We start from the raw sequence: 22,512 nt of genomic DNA on the forward strand, positions 1-22,512 counted from the left end.
CATGTCCGCAACGAAGACGACGGGCACCCGCTCCCGTACGATCGCCGCCGGTTCCCCACCGCGGCACCGGACTTCACGTGCGGCCGCCGCACTCACCGGCGCCACCCTGCTTGCCGGTGCCGGGAACTACAGCCTCTCCCTGCTCATGGTCCACATGCTGGCTCCCGCCGAGTACGTCCGCTACTCCACCGCCTCCAACGTTCTGCTCGCCGTAGGGACGTTCGCAGGCGCCACGATGCCCGCTCTGGTGACCCGGGAGCTGGCCGACCGGCCCCCGGGGCCCGTCCAGCGGGCGCGCGGCGTAAGGCTCTGCCTGCGCACGGCCGGGATCTACGCACTGGTCTGCGGCGCCGGGGCCTGCGCCGCGTGTGCCACGTATGCCGGTCCCGCGCTGATGGCCGCGGTCGCCGCCGCCGCCGTGCTGCTGTGGGCCAACGCCACGGGCGCCGGATGTCTGCAAAGCCGCCAGGACTTCGGGCGGTTGGCGGTGCTGTGGCCCGCCGAGGCGGCCGTTCGCGCGGTCGCCTCGCTCTCGTTCCTCCTCGTGGGCCGCAGCAGTGCGGGTGCCGTCGCCGGTATCGCCGCCGGCGCGGCGGCCACCGCCGGTGCGGCCTTCCTGTCCGACCGGCGTCCCCTGCCTGCCCGGCGAACCGCGAGGGCGCACCGGCCGCCCCCGAGAGCGGCAGGCGGCGGCCCGGCGCCCTGGCGGCGGGCCGCGTCCGTCGGCGTCGCTCAGGCCCTGATGTGCCTGCTGCCGTCCCTGGACGTCGTCGTAGCGGCCGCCGTACGTTCCGGCAGCACAGAACTCGCCCCGTACCAAGGGCTGTTGGTGCTGGCCCGTGTCCCGCTGTACGCGGCGACCGCGCTGGCGGCCGTACTGCTCCCGCAGTTGACCGCCTCACCGGTCGTCCCGGCGGCTGAAGCACCCTCCACTCCGCCGACGGCCGCACCGGACGCCGCACCCGCCGCCCGTGGACGCATCGACCACGCTCCCGTACACAGAGCGCTCCGGCTCCACTGGGCGGCGGCCCTCACCGTCACCGTCACCGTCGTCACCTGCCCCCGGCCGCTGCTTGCCCTGGCCGTGCCCCCTTCCTACGCCGGCTCCGCCGCGCTGCTGCTGCCGCTGGCCATCGCGGGCCTGGCCGCCGCCACCCTCACCATGACCGCGACCGTCTTCCTCGCCCGGGGCCCGCTGCGGCAGCAGATGCGGCTGCTCGCCGCCGCCTGCCCGGCCGGTGCCCTGCTGTACGCGGCCACCGCGGGCCATCCCGCTCGCCTCGCCTGGAGCGCCGCCCTGCTCACCACCGCGACGGCCGCCGTCTCGCTCGTCCTGGCCGGACGCCGGATCGCATCGCCGCTGTGGCGGACCGCCGCCGCGTCCTGCGTCACGGCGGCGGCGGTGGCCTGCGTCCTGTACGCGCTGCGCGGGCACACCGCGCTGTGGTGCCTGGCCGTCGTGGTGTTGGCCGCCACCGTTGCGGCCGCCGTACGGGACCGTCAACGCATCCGTACGCAAGGGCCGTTGAGGGTGCTGCACCTCGCCTTCGAGGACCCCAGGCGCCCCGGTGCCGGTGGTGGTTCCGTACGCACGCACGAGATCGACCGCCGCCTCGCCGCCCGGGGCGTGGAGGTGACCGCCGTCTGCGCACCGTGGCCGGGGCCGGGCTGCACCCCCACGGTCCGCGACGGCGTCCGCTACCTGCCGCTGCCCCGGCGGCCCGGTCCCCTCGCCGGCAGCGGGAAGCTGTGCCAACTCGCCTATTTCTGCGCCGTCTTGACGGGCCTGTGGCGGCTGATCCGCCGCATGGACCCCGACCTGGTCGTAGAGGACTTCGCCGCGCCCTTCTCATCGGTGTGCGTCCCATGGCTGACGCGGCGGCCCGTCGTCGGCGTGGTGCAGTGGCTCGCCGCCGCCGAGAAGAGCAAGCAGTACCGGCTGCCCTTCCACCTCGTGGAACGCCTGGGCCTGCGCTCCCACAGCACGCTCGTCGCCGTCAGCGAGGGCCTCGCCGCCGAACTGCGGCGGCGTCGCCCCGGTGCCCAGGTCACCGCGCTGCCCAACGGGATCGACCGCGCGGCGTTCACCGCTCCGGCGGGCGCCGCACGCGAACACGTCTTGTACCTCGGGCGCCTGGAGACCAGCTCCAAGGGGCTCGATCTGCTGCTGCGCGCCTACGCGTCGGCCGCGCCGCGCACCACCTGCGATCTGCTGATCGCGGGCGACGGGCCGGACGCCGGGGCCGCCCGCGCGCTCGCCCGAGTACTCGGCGTGGAGGGGCGGATCCGCTGGCTCGGACGCGTCGAAGGGGAGGCCCGCTATGCGCTCATGGCCGATGCCCGGCTGGTCTGCGTACCCAGCCGCTACGAGACCTTCGGACTCGTGGCCGCGGAGGCTCTCGCCACGCGCACGCCCGTCCTGGCCTTCGACATCCCGAATGTGCGCGATCTCGTCACCGACGCGGTGGGAGTACGCGTACCGCCCGAGGACGTCCGTGCGTACGGCGACGCCCTGGCGGAGCTCGCCGCCGACCCGGCCCGCTGCCGCCGCCTCGGCAGCGCGGGTCCCGCGAGCGTCGTCCACCTGGACTGGGACGCGGTGGCCCGCTCCCAACTCGCCCTCTACGAACGGGCCGTGGGCCGGGAGCGCAGTGAGGACGGGCACTGGCCGGGGCGCGGTGAGGGCACCGGTCGTGGAGCCGTGACGTGACATGCCGCCGGGGCCGCCGGGGGCGCGGCGGCTGCGGGGGAAGGCCGCACGTCGACGCCTTCGCCGGCGCGCCCTCAACGCCGCTGGGCGCTCGGTGAGTTCGGCCCGGAGCCGAACCGAGGCCGAACGCGGAGGGCGGGGAAGCGTATCCGCGTCACGCGTGCTTCCTGTGCTTCCTGGCGGCACACGGAGCGCCTGACCACGTGAACAGCACCCCGCAATGGCACCGGCCCCCGCACCCCAACCGGCGTCCCGGCCTTCCGGCCTCCCGGACAAGGCAGCGCACAGCGGCTCCCGTACGGCCGCCGGCCGCGCAGCCGCCCGCTGCTCAGCAGACGCCGCTCAGCGCCGCTTCCCGCGCGCCTGTGCGTCGGCGGAGCGGCGTACCTCGTAGATCTCCAACGCCTTCGCGGTGGCGCCCGGTTCGCGGTGTACGAGGCGGGCGTAGCGGTCGAGTTCGGCGTACAGGCCCGGGGTGATGGTGGTGTAACCCTGGGCGACCAGCTCCCTTGAGACCACCAGATAGCCGGGACGCAGCCGGACCAGGTCCTCCGGGCCGGTGAAGTCGCGCTGGTGGGCGCGGGGGATGGCCTGGGGCACGGTGTCGTCGGTGGCGGCGATCGTGGCGTCACGGGGAATGTGGCCGTCGACCCAGACGCGGGTGCGCCGGTGGGCGTCGTCGGGAGTGGTGTGGACCCGGGTCCAGGCGCGGGCGTCCAGGGTGAGCGCGAGCGCGGTGAGCAGCAGCGGCAGCGCGGCGACGATGCGGCCCCTCCGGCCACGGCTACGGCGCTCGGTACGGCTGCGGCCTCCGTCACGGTCCCCGCTCCCGCCACGGCTGGGGACACGGCCGTGAGAGGTGCCGCGCAGCGTCCGGACCTGTCGGCACCGCAAGAGGTGCACGGCCAGCCCGACGGCGAGGGCGCTGAGGACGACCGTCGGATAGAACATCTGCTCCTCGGTGGTGCCCCATACGCCGGCATAGGCGTTGGCCGGGTACGAGCAGGCCGCCGCGGCCGTGATCAGCGAGCGTGCCGGAGAGCCGGCGAAGAGTCCGGGATGCCGTCGGCGGCACCACAGCAGCCACCCGGTGGCACACGCGCCGAGCGCGATCAGGCCGTACGGAACGAGATAGAGGTCGAGGTGGGCCAGCAGCCGCCCGCGCAGATCGGTGGTGTTGTGCGGGCTGCCGAATCCGGTGATCTGCCTGACGCCCAACGCCCGGAGGAGTCCGTCGAGTTTCTGCTCCCGCCACGCGGGCCAGCCCCCGGTCGCGGCGGTCGCGGCGACATAGCTCCCGTAGCCCGCGACGGTGACCGCGGCGGCCGTCAGTCTCATCCGCCGCACCGCGCCCGTGGAGAGCAGTCCGAGCGCGGCGACGGGCAGAAAGGTGATCAGGGAGTACCAGTCCTTGGTCGTGACCGCGACGGCGAACGCCAGGCCCGCCCCCACGGCCGTCGCCGTACGGGCTCGACGCCCGTTCGGCGTGCGGGCGAGGATGAGCAGGCCCACGACGGTGGCGGCCATGGCCTGGGCCTCCAGCATGGCGCGGCTGTCGAAGCGGTTGAGGAACGGGTCGAGGGCGAGGAGAAGCCCCACCGCCCAGGCGACGGCGGGGCGCACCGCCCGGCGCAGCAGCATGGTCGCGGCAAGCATCCCCACGGAGCCGAGGACCGCGCTGACCGGCCTGAGGGCGAGTACGTCGGTCATCAAGTCGCCGTGGCTGCCGGTCACTTGGAGTACGGCCGCGAGCAGCGCGAAGAACGCGGGCGGGTGCAGGGCGAAGTAGCCGCCGTGGTAGGCCGGTCCTTCGCCGCGTGCGATGCTGCGGCCGATCTCGACGTAGTAGCACTCGTCCACGTGGAGGTCGTAGGCGCTGTCGACGGCGGTCATCCTCATCACGAGCGCGAAAACGCAGAGGGCGGCGAGCCCGACTGCCGTCCGTGGGGTGCGCGGCAGGGTGACCGGCGTGCGGGCGTCGCCCGGCATCCGCGAGGGCGGGCCCGGCGCATGGAGCCGCTGGTGCTCGGCGGTCAGCGCGGCCAGCAGGTGCGCCGTGTTCGCCGGTCCCGGCTGCGCCGGATACAACCGTCCCCGCCGGCCGAGGCTCGCGCGGAGCGCAACGGAGGAAGAGGCGGGGGATACGGCGGAGGAAGGTACGGGAGGGGGCGAACCGGGAGCGTCGCGGGAAGAGGCGGCGTCGCGGGGGACGGGAGCATCGCGGGAGGAGGGAGGCACGACGACGCACAGCGCTCGCCGTCCGTATACCAGCCGAATCGCTCGCGCCTCAACTCGGCGCAGGAGACCCGCAATCGGGCACAGCACGCCCACACCGCGCAGCAGGCGTGCGCGTCCGCGTCCGGCAGTGGCCCGTCGGCGGGGCGCCGCAGGTACGAGCAGCGCTACCGGAGTCCGGCGCGGCAGCACCAGGGGGCTGAACAACGGCAGCCCGTTCCATACGCCGACAACGGCATCGACGGTGTGACGGTTGCGTACCAGCCACAGCAACACGAACAGCCATACGGTGAGGCGCCCGCCGCCGCGTACGACCGTGCCGTGAACGGTGGTCTCACGACGGGCCGCGCCACGCGGACGGGCCGTCAGATACGTGACGTGCACTCCCGCACGACGGAGTTCACGTGCGGTCTCGGTGCTGTGGAAATCGCTGCGGAAGGTGGCGCCGGTGCTCCCGGTGCCGGTGCCGGTGGGGTTCAACTCGCGCCGGATTAGCCCCGGTCGGTAGGTCTCCCATCGGTCGCACACCACCACATGGCGCCCACGCCAGTGCTTTGCGGCGGGCAAGGCCCTGTCCGGATTCATCGTCGTCCGCCCCTGTTCTGCTCGTCGGCCGGGCTACATCCCACGAGCAGCGGGAGACGCGATCAATGGTGAGACCGCATCCATGGACACAGTGGCCGCACTTCTTCTCCGGGTGTTCTCCAGCGCCTTGCCGAGCCTGTAGCTGCTGAATTCAGCACGAGCGGGCCGCCCCTCTTGAGGATCGGCCCGCTCACATCCTTGCTCTTGCCGCGTTGCTCAGCTTCAGCGAGCAGCGTCGTCTTTCACCATCGTCACCTCGGCTGTGGTCTCCCCGTGGCCGTCCACCTTCCACTTGGTACGCGGCAGTTCGTCGGGCTTGAGGTAATCGGCGGTGTCGACTTCGGTGCGCAGCGTGACCGACTGGCCCGGGTGGAGATTCAGTTTGGCGTCACAATGCATCATCTTCCGGTTCAGCCGGTCGAGTTCGCACATCGCCACCCGCTCCCCATTGTTGTCCCTGAACAGCTCGGTGAACGGCCACGACAAGGCGTCTGAATCCAGCCTCACGTCGATCGGCAGCGAATCGACGGTGCTGCCGCCAAGATTCGTAATCTTGACCGCCGGATATCCGGGCTGTCCGGGAACCGCGGTCCTGAACGGCACCCCCTCGACGGAGATGCTTCCGGCAGAGCCGGCCGGTACGTCCATGGCCTGCGGTCCATCGGCGGCAAAGGCCGTTCCCCCACCGCCCGCCGTGATCGCCGACAAGGCGAGCGCCGCGGTGATTCCGGCTCCGGCGGACTTACGGCGCATCCCATTTCGCCGGCGCCGGCTCTTGGCACTACTCATGCATGTCTCCTTCGGCCCGTGTGATGCGGCGTCGGCAGTCGTTCCGCCGATGTCTCCGACCGCACCTGCATTGAGGATGCGCGCGAAGGATTTCCATCAACCGGAAAGCACGGGCAAGTTGGCCACGCTGTAGAAGCCTTCGGAGAAGGGACCGCCAGAACGCACGAGAAAACCCACGGGACTGCCCGGTGGCGCCGATTTCCACAGCGAGATCATCCAACTTCCGCTGCTTCACTCGATCGGCTCTGACAAGGCCGCACCGGCGTTCATAGAGTCGAGTTCAAGATCGACTCAGCTACGAGACTCCGACGACGAGGCCTGTCTCCACAGCGCGTTCCCCGTGCGGACGCGCGCACCCACCGCCTTGAATCGACCCCGACGAGGAGCCGCGATGGCAGCCTTCCAACCCGTCACCCGTCACCAGAAGTGCTGCGACTCTCCTCCGCGAGCACACGCAGTACGAAGACTTCAGCACGATGCCGCCGGACTGGCCCGGCAGGTGCTCGACGAGCACCATCTACCTGCGTCCGCCGCGCACTTGGCCGTGAGTGACGTAGCGGAGGACGTCGCACTGTGGCTCTCCGTGCTCGCGGGCGACATCACCGGCACCGACGCCGCCCGTCGTTTCCGCCGCCGCGGGCGCAGCCACTGTGGCCGTCGGGTACCGCTGGAGGACGCCGTACTCCTCCAGCATGTCTGCGCACGGCTGATCGACGGCGCCGGCATCGGCGCTCCCCAGGGGGAGTTCACCCGCGTCCTGGCCATGGCCACCACCGCCATCGCCGCCGGCTACCGCGACGTACGCCTCGAATCGTCCGCGCCCGTGGACGAGTTCGAGCAGACGGTGAAGACACTGAGCGGCGTCAGCAGCCACGGCACGGGCACCGTGGAGCTGCCCGCGGACGTCGCGACGCCTCTGCGCTGGTGCCTGGCCACTGTCCGACTCCCCGACGCACGCCCGGCGTTGGGCCGTTTCCGCGCCGCCAATCCGCACGCGCTCGCCGCCGTGGCCGACTCCCGCGTGATCTGCTACTCCCGCGAACGCCCCACCGTCCCGGGAGGTTTCCCCGCACACGGCCTCGCCCGGGTCGACGACGACGCCGCACACGCCGCCCGGCACGCCATGGCCTCCGCCGGACTGGCACACCACTACGGGCTCGACCAGGTCAAGGTCCAGCAGATCCTGCCCATCATCGGCGCGCTGGAGCAGGACCCGGCACGGCGCGAGGCGTTCATCGACGCCTGCCTCGGCCCGCTCCGCACCAGCGACAGACACCGCCACCTCCTCGACACCCTCCGCGCATATCTGGCCCACGGGCTGCGGACCACCCCGGCCGCACGCAGCCTGTACGTACACCGTCACACCTTCACCTACCGGCTGCGCAGCATCCGCAGACTCACGGGCCTGGACCTGGCCCACCCCCTGCACCGGCTGCGCGCCGAACTCGCCCTGCTCCTGCTGTCCGTGCAACGGGGCGCCGAGGCGGGGCGCGGGCTGGGCGGCTAGGGCAGACCCCGGACCGATCGAGGTCCGGGGCCTCCGACATCCAGATCTGACATCAACAGCAGGGGCCGGTCACGACCCTGGACACCGCTTGAGCAGCCGGTCCATGTGACTGATCGCCGCGCGCTGAGCGTCCTGCACGACGTGCGTATTGACGTCCATCGTGATGCTGATCTGAGAGTGCCCCAGGATCTCCTTCACCACGCGAGGAGCGACGCCGGCAACGACGAGCAGCGTCGCGCACCCGGGCGTCGTGCAGCCGGACGACGCGAAGGCCCGCATCCTTGGCGACCCGCGTGCGCGGCCCCGGCTCCCCTCGCCCGGTGTTCCGTCCGGTGCCCGGGCGGTGCCCGGACCGTCCCGCCCCCTACGCCTTGCGCAGCCGCTCGATCATGCCGTCCAGGTCGCGGCTGAACATGTTCCCCCGGAAGATGTGGCCGCCGGGCTCCTCGTGCCATTCGTGCTGGATGCCGGCCTTGCCGAGCAGGTCCCGGAACTCCCGTTGCCCGGCGAGAACTTCCGTCTCGTTGGCCTTGTCGAACCAGTTGACGGGGTCGGGGCTGGTGCCCGCGACCATGAAGACGCGCTTGTCCCGGTACTTCTCCACGTTCTCGCAGGGGTTGTCGGCGGTGACCTTGGCCTCGTCCCACAGCGGCGCCCCGTACATCGTTCCACCGGCCAACTCCACCGCCGCAGAGCTGACGTTGGCCCAGTGCACGACGAGTCCCGCGTCGCGTCGGAGGCTGGGCGGGCCGGAGTGGGCGCTCACCGAGGCGAACCGGTCCCCGTGCTTGAGCGCGTACTTCAGCGCACCGAAGCCGCCCATGGAGAACCCGGCGACAGCGCGGCCGTTCTGCTCCGCGTGCGTACGGAAGTTGGCGTCGATCCACGGGAGAAGCTGGTCGATGTGGAAGGTCTCCCAGTTCCTGGGGCCCGTGTTGGAGTGGGCGGGGTTCGTGTACCAGCCCGCGCGGCCGCCGTCCGGCATCACGACAATGATCGGCTTGCCCGCGGTCAGTTCGCGGATCTTCAGGCCGTCGAACGAGCGGAAGTCGCCCATGCCGCCGTGCAGCAGGTAGAGGACGGGATACGAGCGTCCTGAGGACTCGTAGTCGTCGGGGAGCAGGACGTTGACGGCGGGGTCCCAGCCGATCGCTTCCGTCGCGAAGCGGAAGTACCGCATCCGCGGGTCGCTCTCGTTGCGTTCCACGATTTTCAGGCCGAAGCCGTCCTCGGCGGCGGCGGCCGTCGACCCCGTCGCGAAGACTCCGGCGCCGCCGAGGACGAGGGCGGCGGAGAGACCGCCGCCGGTCCAGAGGAGACGCCGGCGGGACATTTGCTGATCAGTCATCAGGACCTCCTGGGTGAGGGGTTGTTCGGTGGTCGTGTCCGGGATCCGGGAGGCCGGACGTCCGCGGTCTCCCCGGTGGCGACTCGGCGCCGCGCCTCGCCGTGCCGCCACCGCCCCCGGACCCGGCAGGCCGAGGGCGGCGGCGAGAGTGAGAAGGGGGCTTCGCGAGCACGGGAGCCGGTCGCCGCGGCCGGTCGCCGCGGCCGGTCACGGCGGAAGGCACCGTCCGCCGAGGCCACAACACGACGCACCCCGTGGCCCCCTGCGAGGGCCTCGTCGTCATGAGGGCTCAGCGTAGGAACGCGTACGGGCAGGGGCCGGAAGGGAATTCCGGCTCATTCGAAATCCGCAGGCCGTGACGGGCCTCGACGGCACTAATCTCGCTGCCATGGCCGGAGCCCTGCGCATCCACTTCACCGACCGGGACTTCCGGCACGTCCAGTCGGCCAGGTCCGCCGATCCGATCTGGGAGGCGATCCTGGGGCTGCACGTGCTCACCACGCCTCCGGCCCACCTCCCCGCCCGGCTGCGGCCGTGGCGGCGGCGAGCGCGGGAGCGGCTGCGTGGCGAGTCCGGGAGCGAACTGCGTTCGGCCTGCCGTCTGTTGAGCGATCTGGCACCGGCGGACGCCGCGTACTTCCCGGACTTCCTGACTCCCGCAGAGTCGGAGGAGGGGCTGTCGGCGGCGCTGGCCACGCTGCGTGCCACGCCCGGCGCCCGTCTCGCCCGCGAGGTACGCAAAGCCGCCCTGTACCGCCCCCCGTACCGCCCCCTGCCGTCGTGGATCAGACAACTCGCCTCCGGCGACCGGGCGCTGCTCGGCAGCGTCGCCGACGCGGTGCACACCTTCCATTCACGGCTGATCGTGCCGGACTGGAGCGAAGTCGAGGCGACCATCGCCGCGGACCGGGCCTGGCGGCTGGAGGCGCTGGAGGCCGGTATGGAGGGGGTGCTCGGCAGGCTGACGCCGTTCGCCTGGCGGGAGCCGGTGCTGAGCGCGCCGTATCCGGTGGACCAGGACCTGCATCTGAAGGGGCGGGGGATGCGGCTCGTGTTGTCGTTCTTCTGCCACACGAAGCCGATCGCGATCGCGGATCCGAACTTGCCGCCGGTGGTGGTCTGTCCGGTGCGGTTCGGCCCCGGCGGGCCGGAGGGGACGGGCGGCCCGGAGGGGCCTTCCGGCGTCGCCGCGGCCCGGCCCTCGGGGGCGCTCGGGGCGCTGTTGGGCACCGGGCGGGCGCGGGTGCTGGCCGCACTGACGGCGACCTTCACGACGGGCGCGATCGCGGCGCGACTGGGGATGCCCCCATCGACGGTCAGCGGGCATTTGAAGGTGCTGCGGGAGGGCGGGTTGGTACGGAGCGAGCGGGCTGGGGTGCACATGGTGCACCGACTGACGGGGGCGGGGCGGCAGTTGCTGGGGCGGTGAGGCGGGGTGCGCGGCGCGCGCCGACGCGGCGAAAAGGCGGCGTGGGACCCGGCCGGGCGCCGGAGCACTTCCCTTGCCTCCGGATGCGCCTCCCACGGTCGACATGCCGCAAGGCCCTTGCCGGACCAGTTGAAAGAGATCGCCAGGGGGCGAGCGTTCGCGTCGCGTACACCGCCAAGCGCGATGCGGGCTCAGGTGGCGCCGTGAGCGGGCGGACCGAGCACTGGAGAACCGGAAGCAGCTGTACGCCGACTACTCCGCTGCCCTCTCACGCATACGAACGCTCGCCCGAAGCCGAAGCTGTCTCACGGCGACTCGCCCCTTCACATTCGATCGCAACGAGTCAAGATCGTGCGATCGACTTCAGGCTCAAATACAGTTGATCCACAAGGACTTGAGTGACTGTCAACTGAGGACGCCAGTCGGTAACTTGGCGTACGACAGATGATCCGCCGGGGCCAGGTTCCGGCTGTTGTTCTAGGGAGCCCCCGTGGCTGACGAAGCGTTCAGCATCGACAAGCGACCGCTGCGCGATTTACTCCAGCAGGTCGAGACCGGGAAAGCCCAGCTACCCGAGTTCCAGAGGAGTTGGGTATGGCCCTACCCGAATATTTCGAGTCTCCTCGCGTCCATCTCGCTGAGCTACCCGGTCGGCACGATCATGCTACTCAAAGCAGGCGGTGACGTCCGTTTCAAGTATCGCCCAATCGAAGGGGCCACTCCTGCTGGGGAGCCCGACCCTGAGTCTCTCGTTCTCGACGGGCAGCAGCGACTGACCGCCCTGTTCCAGGCGCTGAGGCTGAAGAGTCCTGTGGTCACCCAGGACCTGCGCAAGCGACGGGCGACCGGCTGGTTCTACGTCGATATGCTCAAGGCATTGGACGAGGATGGCGACCGTGACGAGGCTATCCGTTTCCTGCCCGCGTCGCGAAAAGTCCTGAGCTTCCGGGGTGAGATTGTCGAGGACTACTCGACAGCCAAGCACGAACATGAAGCACACATGTTCCCCCTGCATGCAGTCTTCGACGGCGGGGACTGGGGCTACGAGTTCATCGACTACTGGGGCGGCGACAAGGAAAAACTCAAGCTGTGGCGCGATTTCAACGAGACCTTCGTGCGCCCTTTCGACCGCTACCACGTGCCGGTCATCGAGTTGGGGAAGGCCACTCCACGCCAGGCCGTGTGTCAGGTTTTCGAGAAGGTCAACACGGGCGGTGTCACCTTGACCGTGTTCGAACTGCTCACTGCCACCTACGCCGCAGACGAGTTCGACCTGCGCAAACACTGGGAGCAGGAGTGCCGCGCGGCCTGGAAAGCGCCCAGGTATCGGCTGCTGCGTGAAGTCTCCAACACGGACTTTCTCCAAGCGGTGACTCTGCTGGCCACTGCAGACCGGCGCAGGATCGAGCGGGACCGTGGAGTCGAGGAAGAGCGGCTCCCTCGGATCGGCTGCAAGCGCAAGGACATGCTCGCTCTCTCCCTGGACGACTACATTCGCTTTGCCCCTTCTGTTATCGCCGGATTCAAGGCTGCCGCGAAGTTCCTACATCAGCAGTTCCTCTTCGATACGAAATTCCTCCCGTACGGAACTCAATTGATTCCGCTGGCCGCCATCCTGGCCATGGCTGGGGAGGCTGCACAGAGCGCGGGGGCCCAGCAAAAGCTCGCTCGATGGTTCTGGTGCGGAGTGTTCGGGGAGCTCTACGGCGGTTCCACCGAGACCCGCTTCAGCCAAGATCTGCCTGACGTGGTCGGCTGGATCCGGGGTGGCGAACCGGAGCCGCGGACCGTCACCGCCGCGCAGTTCTCGGAGGGGCGCCTCCTCACACTTCGAACCCGTAACAGCGCTGCCTACAAGGGAATTTATGCCCTCTTGCTCAAGGCCGGCGCAGTGGACTGGCGTACGGGAGAGAAAGCGGAGGTCACGAGCTACTTCGACGAGTCCATCGACATCCACCACATCTTCCCCAAGATGTGGTGCGAGAAATTCGGGTACGAAGCAAATCAGTACAACTCGATCGTCAACAAGACCCCGTTGACTGCTCGCACGAACAGGATCATCGGGGGCGCAGCGCCTTCCGAGTACCTGCAGCGGCTGGCCAAGAGCGCAGAGACCGCACCCGAGGGGGTCGCGGCTCGCATCCTGACCCACGCCAGTCGACCGGATCTTATGGCCGCCGACGATTTCGAGGGCTTTTTCAGCGCCCGCAAGAGTGCACTGCTTGCCAGCATTTCAGCGGCGATGGGCAAGGCGATTCTTGACGACGAATCCAGCGATACGGAGATCAGCCTCGACGCAACGGACGACACGGAGGATCTCTGAATCGGAGTGCACGCTGCGCCAGGCCGACCGAAACTCCTGACTTGCGAAACACTGGTTCGGCTCGTCGCCCTGGGGCCGTCGCGTGACAAGGCACACGGTACGGCCGTCTCCGGTCTAGACGGACCGCGTCGGCCTGACCGGCCGACTGCCGGTCGTTCGTCAGGCAGCAGGTATCCGGCCGGTGTTCAGGCGGGCAGGGACGCGAGCCAGCCGGTCAGGATCTGGTTGACCTCGTCGGGGCGTTCCTGCTGGATCCAGTGGCCGCAGCCGTCGAGGAGGTGCGAGGAGACCAACCCCGGCAGGGTGGTGGGGTACGCCTCGATGGCGTCGGCCATCCAGGTCGTGGAGGCGTCCCGAGTGCCGCCGACGAACAGGGACGGCTGGGTGACGGGGGCGCCGTCGAATTCGGCGAGGTCCTCCCAGTCGCGGTCCATGTTCCGGTAGCGGTTGAGCGCCCCGCTCATGCCCGTCCGCTCGAACTCCGCGGCGTAGACGTCGAGGTCGTCCTCGCTGAGCCAGGCCGGCAGCGGACCGGCGGGGAACCGTTCGCGCAGCGTCCCGTCCCGGCTCACGAAGTGCGGGTCAGGGGCATCGGCGGCGGGCATGGTGTCGGCGGAGAAAGCGGCGTAGAAGCCGGAGAGCCAGCCGCGGACGTCCGGTTCGATCTCGGCCTCGGCCCGTCCGGGTTCCTGGAAGTAGCTGACGTAGAACTCCTCGTCGCCGCCCATCCGCGCGAAGATGTCGCTGGGCCGGGGACCGCCGCGCGGGGCGTAGGGCACGCTCAGCAGCGCGACCGCGTGGAAGACGTCGGGCCTGATCAGGGCGGAGTTGGCGGCGATGGCCGAGCCCCAGTCGTGGCCGACGATCGCTGCCGACTCCTCGCCCAGGGCGTGCACCACGGCGACGCCGTCCTCGACCAGCGCGGGCATCCGGTACGCGGCCACGTCGCCGGGCCTGGAGGAACGCCCGTAGCCGCGGACATCGACCGCGACCGCCCGGTACCCGGCCGCAGCCAGCACCGGAAGCTGATGCCGCCAGGAGTACCAGGACTCGGGGAACCCGTGCACCAGCAGCACCAACGGTCCGGTTCCCTGCTCCACCAGGTGGGTCCTGCCGGCGGGTGAGGAGATCAGGCGATGGGTGGCCTGCCTGACCGGGGCGGGTTGAGACATGCGTCCTCCAGGGTTTTCGATCTGCCTGTGCCGAGCCCGGCGGGCGGCGAGGCCGGCGCGGATCTTCGTGCTGCCCGCCGGACTGCTTCGGCGTTCTTTCCGGCGCCGGCGTTCGTCGCCCGTGCCGTGCCGTGCCGTGCCGAAGGAGCCTGACACCGTAGGCGTCCGCATACCGCTGCGATCCGCCCGACTGCCATCCCCCTCGCTCACAACTGCCCATCATGTCGGTCGACTTGATGAGGGGAAACGGCGTGTCGCGTCATCAGGCCGACCTCGGCCTGCGCCTGGCGCCGTGGACGGTGCCGGCGCCCGGCCCGGCGGCGGTTCGGCTCCGGTACCTCCGAACGTCGAACCTCAGTGCCCGCAGGTCTCCAACCGGAGCCCGGCGGGCGCGAGTTCGGCGCGAACTCGTCCTGGTCCTCCGGGTGTTCGGGGGCGAGCGCCGTCACCGGTGCGAGCGCGGCGCAGTGCTCCGCCTACGGCCCGAGGGGCCTCCTCACCAGAGTCTCCGGCACAGCTCCGTGGCGGGGACGGGGTTCAGGCGCGGGCGGGCGACATCGTCGACGGCGAGAAGGCCAGCGGCTGTTCGGCCCAGATGGTCTTGCCGTCGCGTACGTAGCGCGTGCCCCATCGCTGGGCGAGCTGGGCCACCAGGAAGAGCCCACGGCCCCCCTCGTCCGTGACGCGGGCCCGGCGCATGCGGGGGGAGGTGCTGCTGGTGTCGGAGACTTCGCAGATGAGGTCGCGGTCACGGATGAGGCGCAGGGTCATCGGCCCGTCGGCGTAACGGTAGGCGTTGGTGACCAGCTCGCTGACGAGGAGTTCGGTGGTGAAGGCCATCTCGTCCAGCCCCCACTCGGTGAGTTGACGTGCCGTCAGCGTCCGTGCCCGCGCCGCGACGGTGGGCTGTGCCGGCAGCTCCCACGTGGCCACCTTCTCCGCCGTGAGGGCCCGGGTGCGGGCGATGAGCAGTGCGACGTCGTCGGCGGGCTGTTCGGGCAGCAGCGCATCCTCCACCGCAGTGCACGTGTCCTCCAGCGTGCGGCCGGGGACGGCCAGCGCCCCGCGCAGCAGCGCCAGCCCGTCGTCGAGGTCCTGCCGGCGGGCCTCGAGGAGGCCGTCGGTGTACAGGGCCAGCAGGCTGCCTTCGGCCAGCTCCAGCTCGGTGGCCTCGTACGGCAGTCCGCCCAGGCCGAGCGGCGGGCCCGCCGGTACGTCGGGGATGCTCACCTCCCCGTCCGGGGTGACGACCGCGGGCGGCAGATGGCCCGCGCGGGCCAGGGTGCAGAGCCGGGAGACCGGGTCGTAGACCGCGTAGAGGCAGGTCGCGCCGATGAGCTGGGGGGAATGTGCGTCGACGGTCCCCTGCTCGGCGGCCAGGCGGTCGACGAGATCGTCGAGGTGGGCGAGTACCTCGTCAGGGCTGAGGTCGAGGTTGGCCAGAGTGTGCACGGCGGTGCGCAGCCGCCCCATCGTGGCCGCGGCATGGGTGCCGTGTCCGACCACGTCACCGACGACGAGGGCGACGCGGAGCCCGGAGAGCGGGATGACGTCGAACCAGTCGCCGCCGACACCGGCGGTCGGGTCGGCCGGGCGATAGCGGTGGGCGATCTCGGCCGCCGGGTGTCCGGGGACGTCGTGCGGCAGCAGGCTGTGCTGGAGGGTGAGTGCCGCCTGGTGCTGCTGGGTGTAGCGGCGGGCGTTGTCGATGCACAACGCGGCACGGGACGCGATCTCCTCCACGAGCGTGAGATCGTCCGCCTCGAACGGCCCTGGCCGTCGCGACCTCCACAGGCCGAGCGTGCCCAGCACGATCCCGCGCGCGGCCAAGGGCACCACCATCAGCGAGTGGACGCCCAGGCCGAGCGCGCGCTCGGCCGCCCCGGGATCGGCGGCCAGCCACGGAAGGCGGCTGTCCAGATGCGTTTCGAGGACCGGACGCCGCTCCAGCACGCAGCGGATGTGCGGAGAGTCCGGTGGAAGCGAAATCGTGTCCCCCACCGGAGCCATGAACTGCGACATCTCCGGCCGGTCACAGTGGACGGCCATCCTGCGCGCGGGTCCGTACGCCCCCTGGACGGGCTCGTCGCCGCGGATCACGGGCTCCAGCAGATCCACGGAAACACAGTCGGCCAGGTCGGGCACCACCGCTCCGGCCAGTTCACGGGCGGTCTTCGCCACGTTCAGCGTGGTCCCGATGCGGCCGCTGACCTCGTTGAGCAGCGACAGCCGATGACGGGCCCGGTAGCGGTCGGTCACGTCCTCGACCGTCTGCGCCACCCCGAAGACCCGGCCGGCGGGGTCCTGCATCCGGAACGCCGAGACCGACACGATCATCTCCCGGGCGGGGTCCGAGTTGGTGCGGCAGAGCTGCTCGGCGAAGAGCGAGGACCTCCCCGACTCCAGTACCTCCCGCAGTTGCGCGTCCACGGCGTCCGCATCCGGCGGCAACAGGAAGTCGCCGACGCGCCGGCCGCGGTGCTCCTCGGCCGAGACCTCGCTGAACTTCGCGATCGCCCGGTTCACGCGCAGAATGCTCAGGTCCGGGGCGAAGATGGAGAGTCCGATCGGACAGCGGCGGAACAACCCGTACAGCAGCGACCGGTCCGTCTCCCACTGGACGACCTCTTCGGCCGGGGAACCGACGAGGAACCACTCGCAGCTGGAATCTGGTCTGACGACGGCCCTGACGCGGCACCCCATCTCCACGCGACGACCGTCGCGGTGCCGCACGGGAACGACGCCGAACCACCCGCGGTCGCGCGTGCATGCCGCCACCGCCTCCATGACGACTTCGCGATCACCGGGGTCCACCAGGACGTCGTCCGCGGACCGGCCGAGCACCTCTTCAGGGGCGTGGCCGAGCAGTTCCTCGGCCCGCTCGCTCCACCCCACGACCCTTCCGTGATCGTCGAGTACGACCGGGGCCGCGCTGCCCACGGCGAATGGATCTTCTGGCCCCTCACTGAACAGCGAGGCTTCCATCACCACCACCTCGTGCCTTCCCAGTGGGACCACGCGGGCGCCGCTCGGGGGTGACTCCCCACCGTGATCCGATGGCAGCACCTACGATGCTGCACCCAGTATCGGCCCGGGGGGCATTCCTCGCGTTCCGTCGCGCTCCCACGCCGCGCAAGCAGCCGAGAGAGATCATCGCGCGCTCACGGCACGGTCGCGCCATGGACTACTCCAGGTGAGCGGAGATCACGGACCGGTCCGGCCACGGGCCCGGCCCGGTCGTCCCCGTGACCGGGACCGTTCGGCCCTCGTGCCGTACGCAGGACCGGTCCGACCCTGAGGGTGACCGGAGCCATGACTAGCAGAGCAATCACTCGGCAGAGCAATCACTCAGCAGAGCAATGACTGCCATGGCGACGAGGCTCAGCCTGAGGCCCAGGAAAGGAGCGACCATGCCTGCATCGGTGCAACGTCGTCACACCGGAGCCACGCTGCCGGACCTGTTCGACTGGATGATCCCCGACTTCCCGGCCGTCCCCACGCTGCGCTCGGGCGCGCACAGCATCCGCATCGAGGAGGGCATGACGGACGGCGAGTTCACCCTCAACGCCGAGCTGCCCGGCATCGATCCCGAGCAGGACGTGGACATCACCGTCGAGGGCGACATGCTGACGATCCGCGCGGAGCGCAGCGAGAGGACCGAGAGCAAGGGCCACTCGGAGTTCCACTACGGGGCTCTGGCCAGGGCTGTGCGGCTTCCCGCCGGTGCGCGTACGGACGAAGCCAGGGCCGACTACAAGGACGGCATCCTCACGGTGTCGGTGCCGGTGGCCAAACCCGGATCCGAGGCGAGGACCATCTCGGTGCAGCGTCCGTCCGGGTAGTCCCGGATTCTCCAAGGCCGGCCGGTGGTGAACACGCACGGCAGAGCTGCCGGTCGCATGTGGACCGGCCCGCGTGCCGGGCCGGTCCACGCGTGCACCACGGTCGGCTCGGGCGGGCTCCGGCGGGCACAGTCCGCGATCTTCAGCGTGGCCCCCGGCACGGGTACGGATCCGGATCACCGGCGCCCCCTCGCCCCCGCCGACCCGCCGACTCCCCGCCGGCAGTACGTCAGTGCGGTACGACAGCGACGGGGACACGCGCGTGGTGCAGTACCGCGTGTGCCACCGCCCCGATGCGCGTGGAGCCCCGGGGCCGGCGGATGCGGCGGCCGACCACCACGAGCGAGGCGTCCGGGGAGTTCTGCAGCAAGCGCCTGGCAGGACGGCCCTCGACCGCCTGTTCGTGCACGCGAACTCCGGGATATCTCTCCCGCCACGGTCGCAGTGCCATGTGCAGCGCCTCGGTCCGCTCCTCCCCCAGCTCGGCAGGGAGCCTGGACGGCTCCGGCGCCGGCCGCGCGGCGAGCATCGGCACCGGCATCTGCCAGCAGTGCACGATCCGGAGCCCGCAGCCCGCGCGGGCGGCCGTGTCGAAGGCGAAGGAGACGAGCTCGTCGGCCGGCGCGGGGAGATCCACGCCGAGGAGGACATCGCCCGGCGCGGCTCCCGCGGACGGTGCGGAGGGCTCACGCGCCGCAGACCGTACGAGAACGACGGGGCAGAGCGCGTGTGCGACCACGGGGAGAGCGACCGAGCCGACCAGGAACCCGGCCACGGGATCCAGCCCGCGGGAGCCCAGCACCACCAGGTCGGAGCCGGAGCTGAGCTCGCAGAGAAGCTGTGCGGGCCTTCCGGTCAGCACCTTCCGGGTCGTACGCAGGTCCGGGTGCCGTTCGGTCAGCTCCTCGTCGGCCTCACGGGTGATCGTCTCGCCCCGGTCGGCCCCGGAGCCGGCCGGCTCGGGAGGAACCACCGGCCCGGCGGGCGGACCGGAATCGACGACGTGCACCAGATCGAGCGTGGCCTGACGGCTCACGGTCTCGAGGGCCGCCCACCGGCACGCGGCCCGGCTTCGGGCTGATCCGTCGAGGCCGACGACGACGGTCCCGGTCATAGGTCCACCTCCGGCAGGCGGGACAGTGGTTCAGCAGGGGGCAGCAACCACTGAACCACTGTGGGCCCATCTGCCGCTGTCCGCGCGTTCCGCCGGCGCTCGGCGCACCGCACTCCGGCAGCAGGGGCGCACCGCACTCCGGCAGCAGGCGACGGTGGCCCCGCACCCGCTCCCCGGACGCCCGGGGTCCACCCGCTCCGCGTACGCCCGCGGCTCAGGGCCGACAACTCGCGGCGCATGTGCGCAGGTTCGGCACCGGGTGCGGGGCTCCGCCCAGGTTCGGGCCGGTCACCCCACGGCCCGTGGCCGGAGCGTGTAGGTCCGTCCCTCGCGGCCCCATTCGCCCACCTCCGGCGTCAGCCCCGCGTCCATCGCACGGATGCACGGCCGTCCGATATGGGCGTACACGACCCTCCGTACGCCGTGCCTGGCGGCCTCCGCCCCGACGTCGCGCACACTCGCGTGGCCGCCCGCTCCCCCACGGAAATGGATCGGGCGGTTCCACGACGATGCCTCGGCGAGCAGCAGGTCGGCGCCGGCGGCCCAGCGGGGAAACTCCATGAACTCCGGCGCCCACACCGCCAGCAGGCCGTCGCATTCGATCCGGTAGCCGTATGCGGGGTGCGATGTGTGCACGACGGGACAGGCACGTACGACGACTGCGTGTCCCCGGGCTTCGCCGGTGCCCTCGATGCCGCCGGCGCCCCCGGCGCCCAGGGTGACGTCTCCCGCGTGCGGGACGAGGCCGTGTCCGGCTGCCATACGGCGCAGCTCGGAGCGGAGTTCGGCGTGTTCGTCGGTGACGAGCCAGGCGTCCGGACGCACCGGCGGCCCGGCGCCGGGGCCTCCGTCGAAGACGATGCGGTGACGGCCGTGGCGCAGGAGCAGTCCGGCCGGTGCGAAGCGTGGCGAGTTCATCGCACCGACCCCGAGCAGCGTGAGCCGCAGCGGGCTGACCGCCCCTGTGCCGGTGGACCGCCTTCCGGCGGCTTCCGCCGGTGGGCGGCTCATGCCTCCGTGCGGAAGGGGTCGCGGGCCTGGCGTGCTGCGTCGACCACGTCCGCGAGTTCCACCTGCTGGCTGGTGAGGTAACAGAAGAGATCGTCGAAGGAGACCATCCCGACCAGCCGGCCGTCGTCCGTCACCGGAAGGTGGCGGGCGCCGATGGAGCGCATGGCGTGCTGCGCGGCCGGAACGGCCGTGCCGGCATCGACGGTGACCGGGTCGGAGGACATGACCGTCCGCACCGGACGGTCCGGTGCCAGCCCGGAAGCCATCGCCCGTATGACCAGGTCACGGTCGGTGACGAGGCCGACGACGTGGTCGTCCTCCACCACCGGCAGCGCTCCGACCCGGGCGTCGGCCATGTGCCGGGCCGCTTCCTCCAGGGACGCGTCCGGGGCCACGCTGGCCGGCGGTGTGCTCATGGCGTTGCTGATCTGTGTCATGTCTCTGCTCCTCGGGGGCTCGACGTTTCACAGCTTCCGCGCGATTGCTTCCGGGCGCTTCCGGGCGATCTCACTGCCTCTCTCACAGCTTCTGGGCGAGAAGGATCTCGTGTGCCATCCCCGCGCCACGAGCGGCCTCCTTCGCCTGGGAGACGTCCTCGGTCGGGATGCTCTCCAGGCCCTGGGCCAGTGCGCGTATGGCATCCGCGAGTGTCGACACCTGTTCCTCCAGCAGACACAGCCGTTCCTCCTGCTGGGTCTTCGGGGGGCCGGTTTCGTGGGGGCGGTACTCGGTCATCTGGGGCCTCCGTACCTGACGGATCGGATGAGCCGCTCGACGGCCCGGCTGAGCAGACGAGCGTGCGCCTGCACCGTCCGGGGTTTCCGATTTCCGCGCCCGTAGCCTCATGCCGCAAAAGGAGGGCCGAAGGTCCCAGGGCCGGTCCTGTCCTGGGCCGGGCCTGTCCCGCCCCCGGGCCGGGCCTGTCCCGCCCCCGGGAAGCCGTCCAGGACCTTCGAACTCACCTCGTGGTTCACCACCCGAGGTGGGTACGACCGGTCGGTCAGCTGTGCAGTGCGTAGACGAGGTGGACGGCGTTCGGCGAGATGCGCACGTCGCGTTGGACCAGTCGGCGGTGGTGACAGTCGACCAGCAAGGGTGTGCCTGCGCCGAGCACGATCGGGGCGAGATGGATGATCAGCTCGTCGGCCAGCCCTGCGTCGACGCACTGACGGATCACGTCGCCACCGCCCATCACGAAGACGTCCTTGTCTCCCGCGGCGGCTTTGGCCTGGTCCATCACCGATGCCAGCCCGTCGGTGACGAACGTGAAGTCGAGGTCGAGGCGAACCCGTTCCGGCACCGTGTGCGTGGCGACGAAGAACCGCGGCCTGGTGGAGTGCTCCGCTCCGTAGCCCATCTCGTCGCTCCAGCCGTGCGGTCCGTCGACGACGTCGAACAGCCGGCGGCCCATCACCACCGCGCCGGGCGCCTCGGCGATCTCCCGCAGCACGTCCCGGTCGACCTCGTGGTCGCTCTCCACCCAGGCGTGCAGGGGCTCGCCGCCCCGGCCAAGACCTTGCTCGGGGCCGGGATCGGGCCCGGTCACGTACCCGTCGAGTGACATGGTGATATCTGCGACGACCTTCGCCATGGCTGCTCCTCCGTTCGGTTCTCGTTGCGGTACGAGCCAGGACCGCGCCCGTCACGGGAATTCATCGCGCCGCGCAGGTCTCGAAGAGCGGCCGTGCGTCAGGCACGGCGGTAGTGAAGCCCCACGGCGCCGTGTTTCAGGGCCGTGGTCTCGGCCAGGCTCCACCTCGACGCGGGAAGGCCCTCGGGGAACAGACGAAGCCCGCCGCCCAGCAGGACCGGTACGACGGCGAAGCGCAGGTCGTCGACCAGGTCGGCGCGCAGCAGCGCCTGGATGATGCTCGCGCTGTTGAGCACGAGCACGTCTCGGCCCGGTGCGTCCCTGAGAGCGGTGACCTCCGCCTCGAGGTCCTGGGCGATACGCGCGTTGTGCCAGTCCGCCTTCTTCAGCGTGCGCGAGAAGACCACCTTCTCGACGGTGTCGAGCCACTTGCCGAGATCACGGGTACGCGCGTCGGTGGCGGGGTCCCTCGTGATCGACGGCCAGACGGAGAAGAAGCCCTCGTAGTTCGTCCGGCCCAGCAACGCCGTGTCGGCGCCTCGCCAGATCCCTTCGAAGTAGGCACCCGTCTGCTCCTGCGACGCATGTTCGTACAACCACGTGTCGTGCTCCGGACCGTCAGGCCCACTGGTGAATCCGTCCATGGACACGCTCGCCCAGGCGACGATCCTGCGGCGGGCTCCGGAACGCCCGGTGGAAGACATGTCGGTTCTCCGTTCGTCAGTGCGGTTTTCTCAGAGCCCTACGGACTGCGCAGCGGAGCGGAATTCATCGGAAGAACTCAGGGAGAAACCGGGTGTCTGACAGCCGAGTTGGACGGTGACAGCTCCCACGTGCACGTGCGCAGGTCAGGGGT

The 22,512-nt window shown here is 70.8% G+C and carries 16 protein-coding genes and 1 pseudogene; 5 read left to right on the forward strand and 12 right to left on the reverse strand.

Annotation, left to right across the window (positions count from 1 at the left end; genetic code table 11):
* Nucleotide 1 precedes the first annotated feature (1 nt).
* On the forward strand, nucleotides 2-2,710 hold the full coding sequence (locus tag ACFPA8_RS09525) for a glycosyltransferase family 4 protein (RefSeq protein WP_386445291.1): 2,709 nt from the start codon (nucleotides 2-4) through the stop codon (nucleotides 2,708-2,710).
* A gap of 342 nt (nucleotides 2,711-3,052) precedes the next feature.
* Here the strand turns inward: ACFPA8_RS09525 and ACFPA8_RS09530 are convergent, their stop codons facing one another.
* Both ACFPA8_RS09530 and ACFPA8_RS09535 read right to left on the reverse strand, forming a co-directional pair.
* The gene (locus ACFPA8_RS09530) at nucleotides 3,053-5,425 is read right to left on the reverse strand and encodes an ArnT family glycosyltransferase (protein ID WP_386445294.1); all 2,373 of its coding nucleotides are present in this window, start codon (nucleotides 5,423-5,425) and stop codon (nucleotides 3,053-3,055) included.
* Between the two features lie 327 nt (nucleotides 5,426-5,752).
* Nucleotides 5,753-6,319 carry a hypothetical protein gene (locus ACFPA8_RS09535; protein WP_386445296.1) on the reverse strand — a complete coding sequence of 189 codons (567 nt, stop codon included), beginning with the start codon at nucleotides 6,317-6,319 and terminating at the stop codon, nucleotides 5,753-5,755.
* A gap of 391 nt (nucleotides 6,320-6,710) precedes the next feature.
* Between ACFPA8_RS09535 and ACFPA8_RS09540 the strand changes: the two genes are divergently transcribed.
* Entirely contained in the window at nucleotides 6,711-7,826 is a 1,116-nt protein-coding gene (locus tag ACFPA8_RS09540) for a PucR family transcriptional regulator (RefSeq protein WP_386445299.1), read from the forward strand.
* Nucleotides 7,827-7,895: 69 nt separating this feature from the next.
* On the opposite strand, the pseudogene ACFPA8_RS09545 reads toward ACFPA8_RS09540, so the two are convergent.
* Together ACFPA8_RS09545 and ACFPA8_RS09550 are read right to left on the reverse strand one after the other, a co-directional pair.
* Nucleotides 7,896-8,121: pseudogene (locus ACFPA8_RS09545) on the reverse strand (site-specific integrase); the annotation flags it as partial.
* Between the two features lie 69 nt (nucleotides 8,122-8,190).
* On the reverse strand, nucleotides 8,191-9,174 hold the full coding sequence (locus tag ACFPA8_RS09550; RefSeq protein WP_386445302.1) for an alpha/beta hydrolase: 984 nt from the start codon (nucleotides 9,172-9,174) through the stop codon (nucleotides 8,191-8,193).
* Between the two features lie 388 nt (nucleotides 9,175-9,562).
* Here ACFPA8_RS09550 and ACFPA8_RS09555 point away from each other — a divergent pair, with 388 nt between their 5' ends.
* Together ACFPA8_RS09555 and ACFPA8_RS09560 are read left to right on the forward strand one after the other, a co-directional pair.
* Entirely contained in the window at nucleotides 9,563-10,603 is a 1,041-nt protein-coding gene (locus ACFPA8_RS09555) for an ArsR/SmtB family transcription factor (RefSeq protein WP_386445305.1), read from the forward strand.
* Nucleotides 10,604-11,093: 490 nt separating this feature from the next.
* Nucleotides 11,094-12,926, forward strand: coding sequence for a GmrSD restriction endonuclease domain-containing protein (locus ACFPA8_RS09560; protein WP_386445308.1), 1,833 nt, complete (start codon nucleotides 11,094-11,096; stop codon nucleotides 12,924-12,926).
* Nucleotides 12,927-13,111: 185 nt separating this feature from the next.
* On the opposite strand, the gene ACFPA8_RS09565 is transcribed toward ACFPA8_RS09560, so the two are convergent.
* Together ACFPA8_RS09565 and ACFPA8_RS09570 are read right to left on the reverse strand one after the other, a co-directional pair.
* Nucleotides 13,112-14,098 carry an alpha/beta fold hydrolase gene (locus ACFPA8_RS09565; RefSeq protein WP_386445311.1) on the reverse strand — a complete coding sequence of 329 codons (987 nt, stop codon included), beginning with the start codon at nucleotides 14,096-14,098 and terminating at the stop codon, nucleotides 13,112-13,114.
* Between the two features lie 537 nt (nucleotides 14,099-14,635).
* Entirely contained in the window at nucleotides 14,636-17,083 is a 2,448-nt protein-coding gene (locus tag ACFPA8_RS09570) for a SpoIIE family protein phosphatase (protein WP_386445314.1), read from the reverse strand.
* 425 nt (nucleotides 17,084-17,508) lie between these two features.
* On the opposite strand from ACFPA8_RS09570, the gene ACFPA8_RS09575 reads away from it, so the two are divergent.
* Nucleotides 17,509-17,940: an Hsp20/alpha crystallin family protein gene (locus ACFPA8_RS09575; RefSeq protein WP_386445317.1), complete on the forward strand. Its 432-nt coding sequence runs from the start codon at nucleotides 17,509-17,511 to the stop codon at nucleotides 17,938-17,940.
* Nucleotides 17,941-18,169: 229 nt separating this feature from the next.
* Here the strand turns inward: ACFPA8_RS09575 and ACFPA8_RS09580 are convergent, their stop codons facing one another.
* The 6 genes from ACFPA8_RS09580 to ACFPA8_RS09605 form a co-directional block, all read right to left on the reverse strand.
* A complete protein-coding gene (locus ACFPA8_RS09580) occupies nucleotides 18,170-19,054 on the reverse strand; it encodes a universal stress protein (protein ID WP_386445320.1) in 885 nt (294 codons plus the stop codon).
* A gap of 288 nt (nucleotides 19,055-19,342) precedes the next feature.
* Nucleotides 19,343-20,065: an MBL fold metallo-hydrolase gene (locus ACFPA8_RS09585; protein ID WP_386445323.1), complete on the reverse strand. Its 723-nt coding sequence runs from the start codon at nucleotides 20,063-20,065 to the stop codon at nucleotides 19,343-19,345.
* Nucleotides 20,062-20,502: a CBS domain-containing protein gene (locus tag ACFPA8_RS09590; RefSeq protein ID WP_386445326.1), complete on the reverse strand. Its 441-nt coding sequence runs from the start codon at nucleotides 20,500-20,502 to the stop codon at nucleotides 20,062-20,064. The genes ACFPA8_RS09585 and ACFPA8_RS09590 overlap by 4 nt, the downstream gene beginning before the upstream one ends.
* An 82-nt stretch (nucleotides 20,503-20,584) precedes the next feature.
* Complete coding sequence (locus ACFPA8_RS09595) at nucleotides 20,585-20,800, reverse strand: hypothetical protein (protein ID WP_386445329.1); 216 nt, start codon at nucleotides 20,798-20,800, stop codon at nucleotides 20,585-20,587.
* A 265-nt stretch (nucleotides 20,801-21,065) separates the two neighbouring features.
* Entirely contained in the window at nucleotides 21,066-21,656 is a 591-nt protein-coding gene (locus ACFPA8_RS09600) for a dihydrofolate reductase family protein (RefSeq protein ID WP_386445331.1), read from the reverse strand.
* A gap of 98 nt (nucleotides 21,657-21,754) precedes the next feature.
* Nucleotides 21,755-22,360 carry a dihydrofolate reductase family protein gene (locus ACFPA8_RS09605; RefSeq protein ID WP_386445334.1) on the reverse strand — a complete coding sequence of 202 codons (606 nt, stop codon included), beginning with the start codon at nucleotides 22,358-22,360 and terminating at the stop codon, nucleotides 21,755-21,757.
* Between the last annotated feature and the right edge of the window lie 152 nt (nucleotides 22,361-22,512).

Source organism: Streptomyces ovatisporus (assembly GCF_042653885.1).
GTDB classification, from domain to species: Bacteria; Actinomycetota; Actinomycetes; order Streptomycetales; family Streptomycetaceae; genus Streptomyces; species Streptomyces ovatisporus.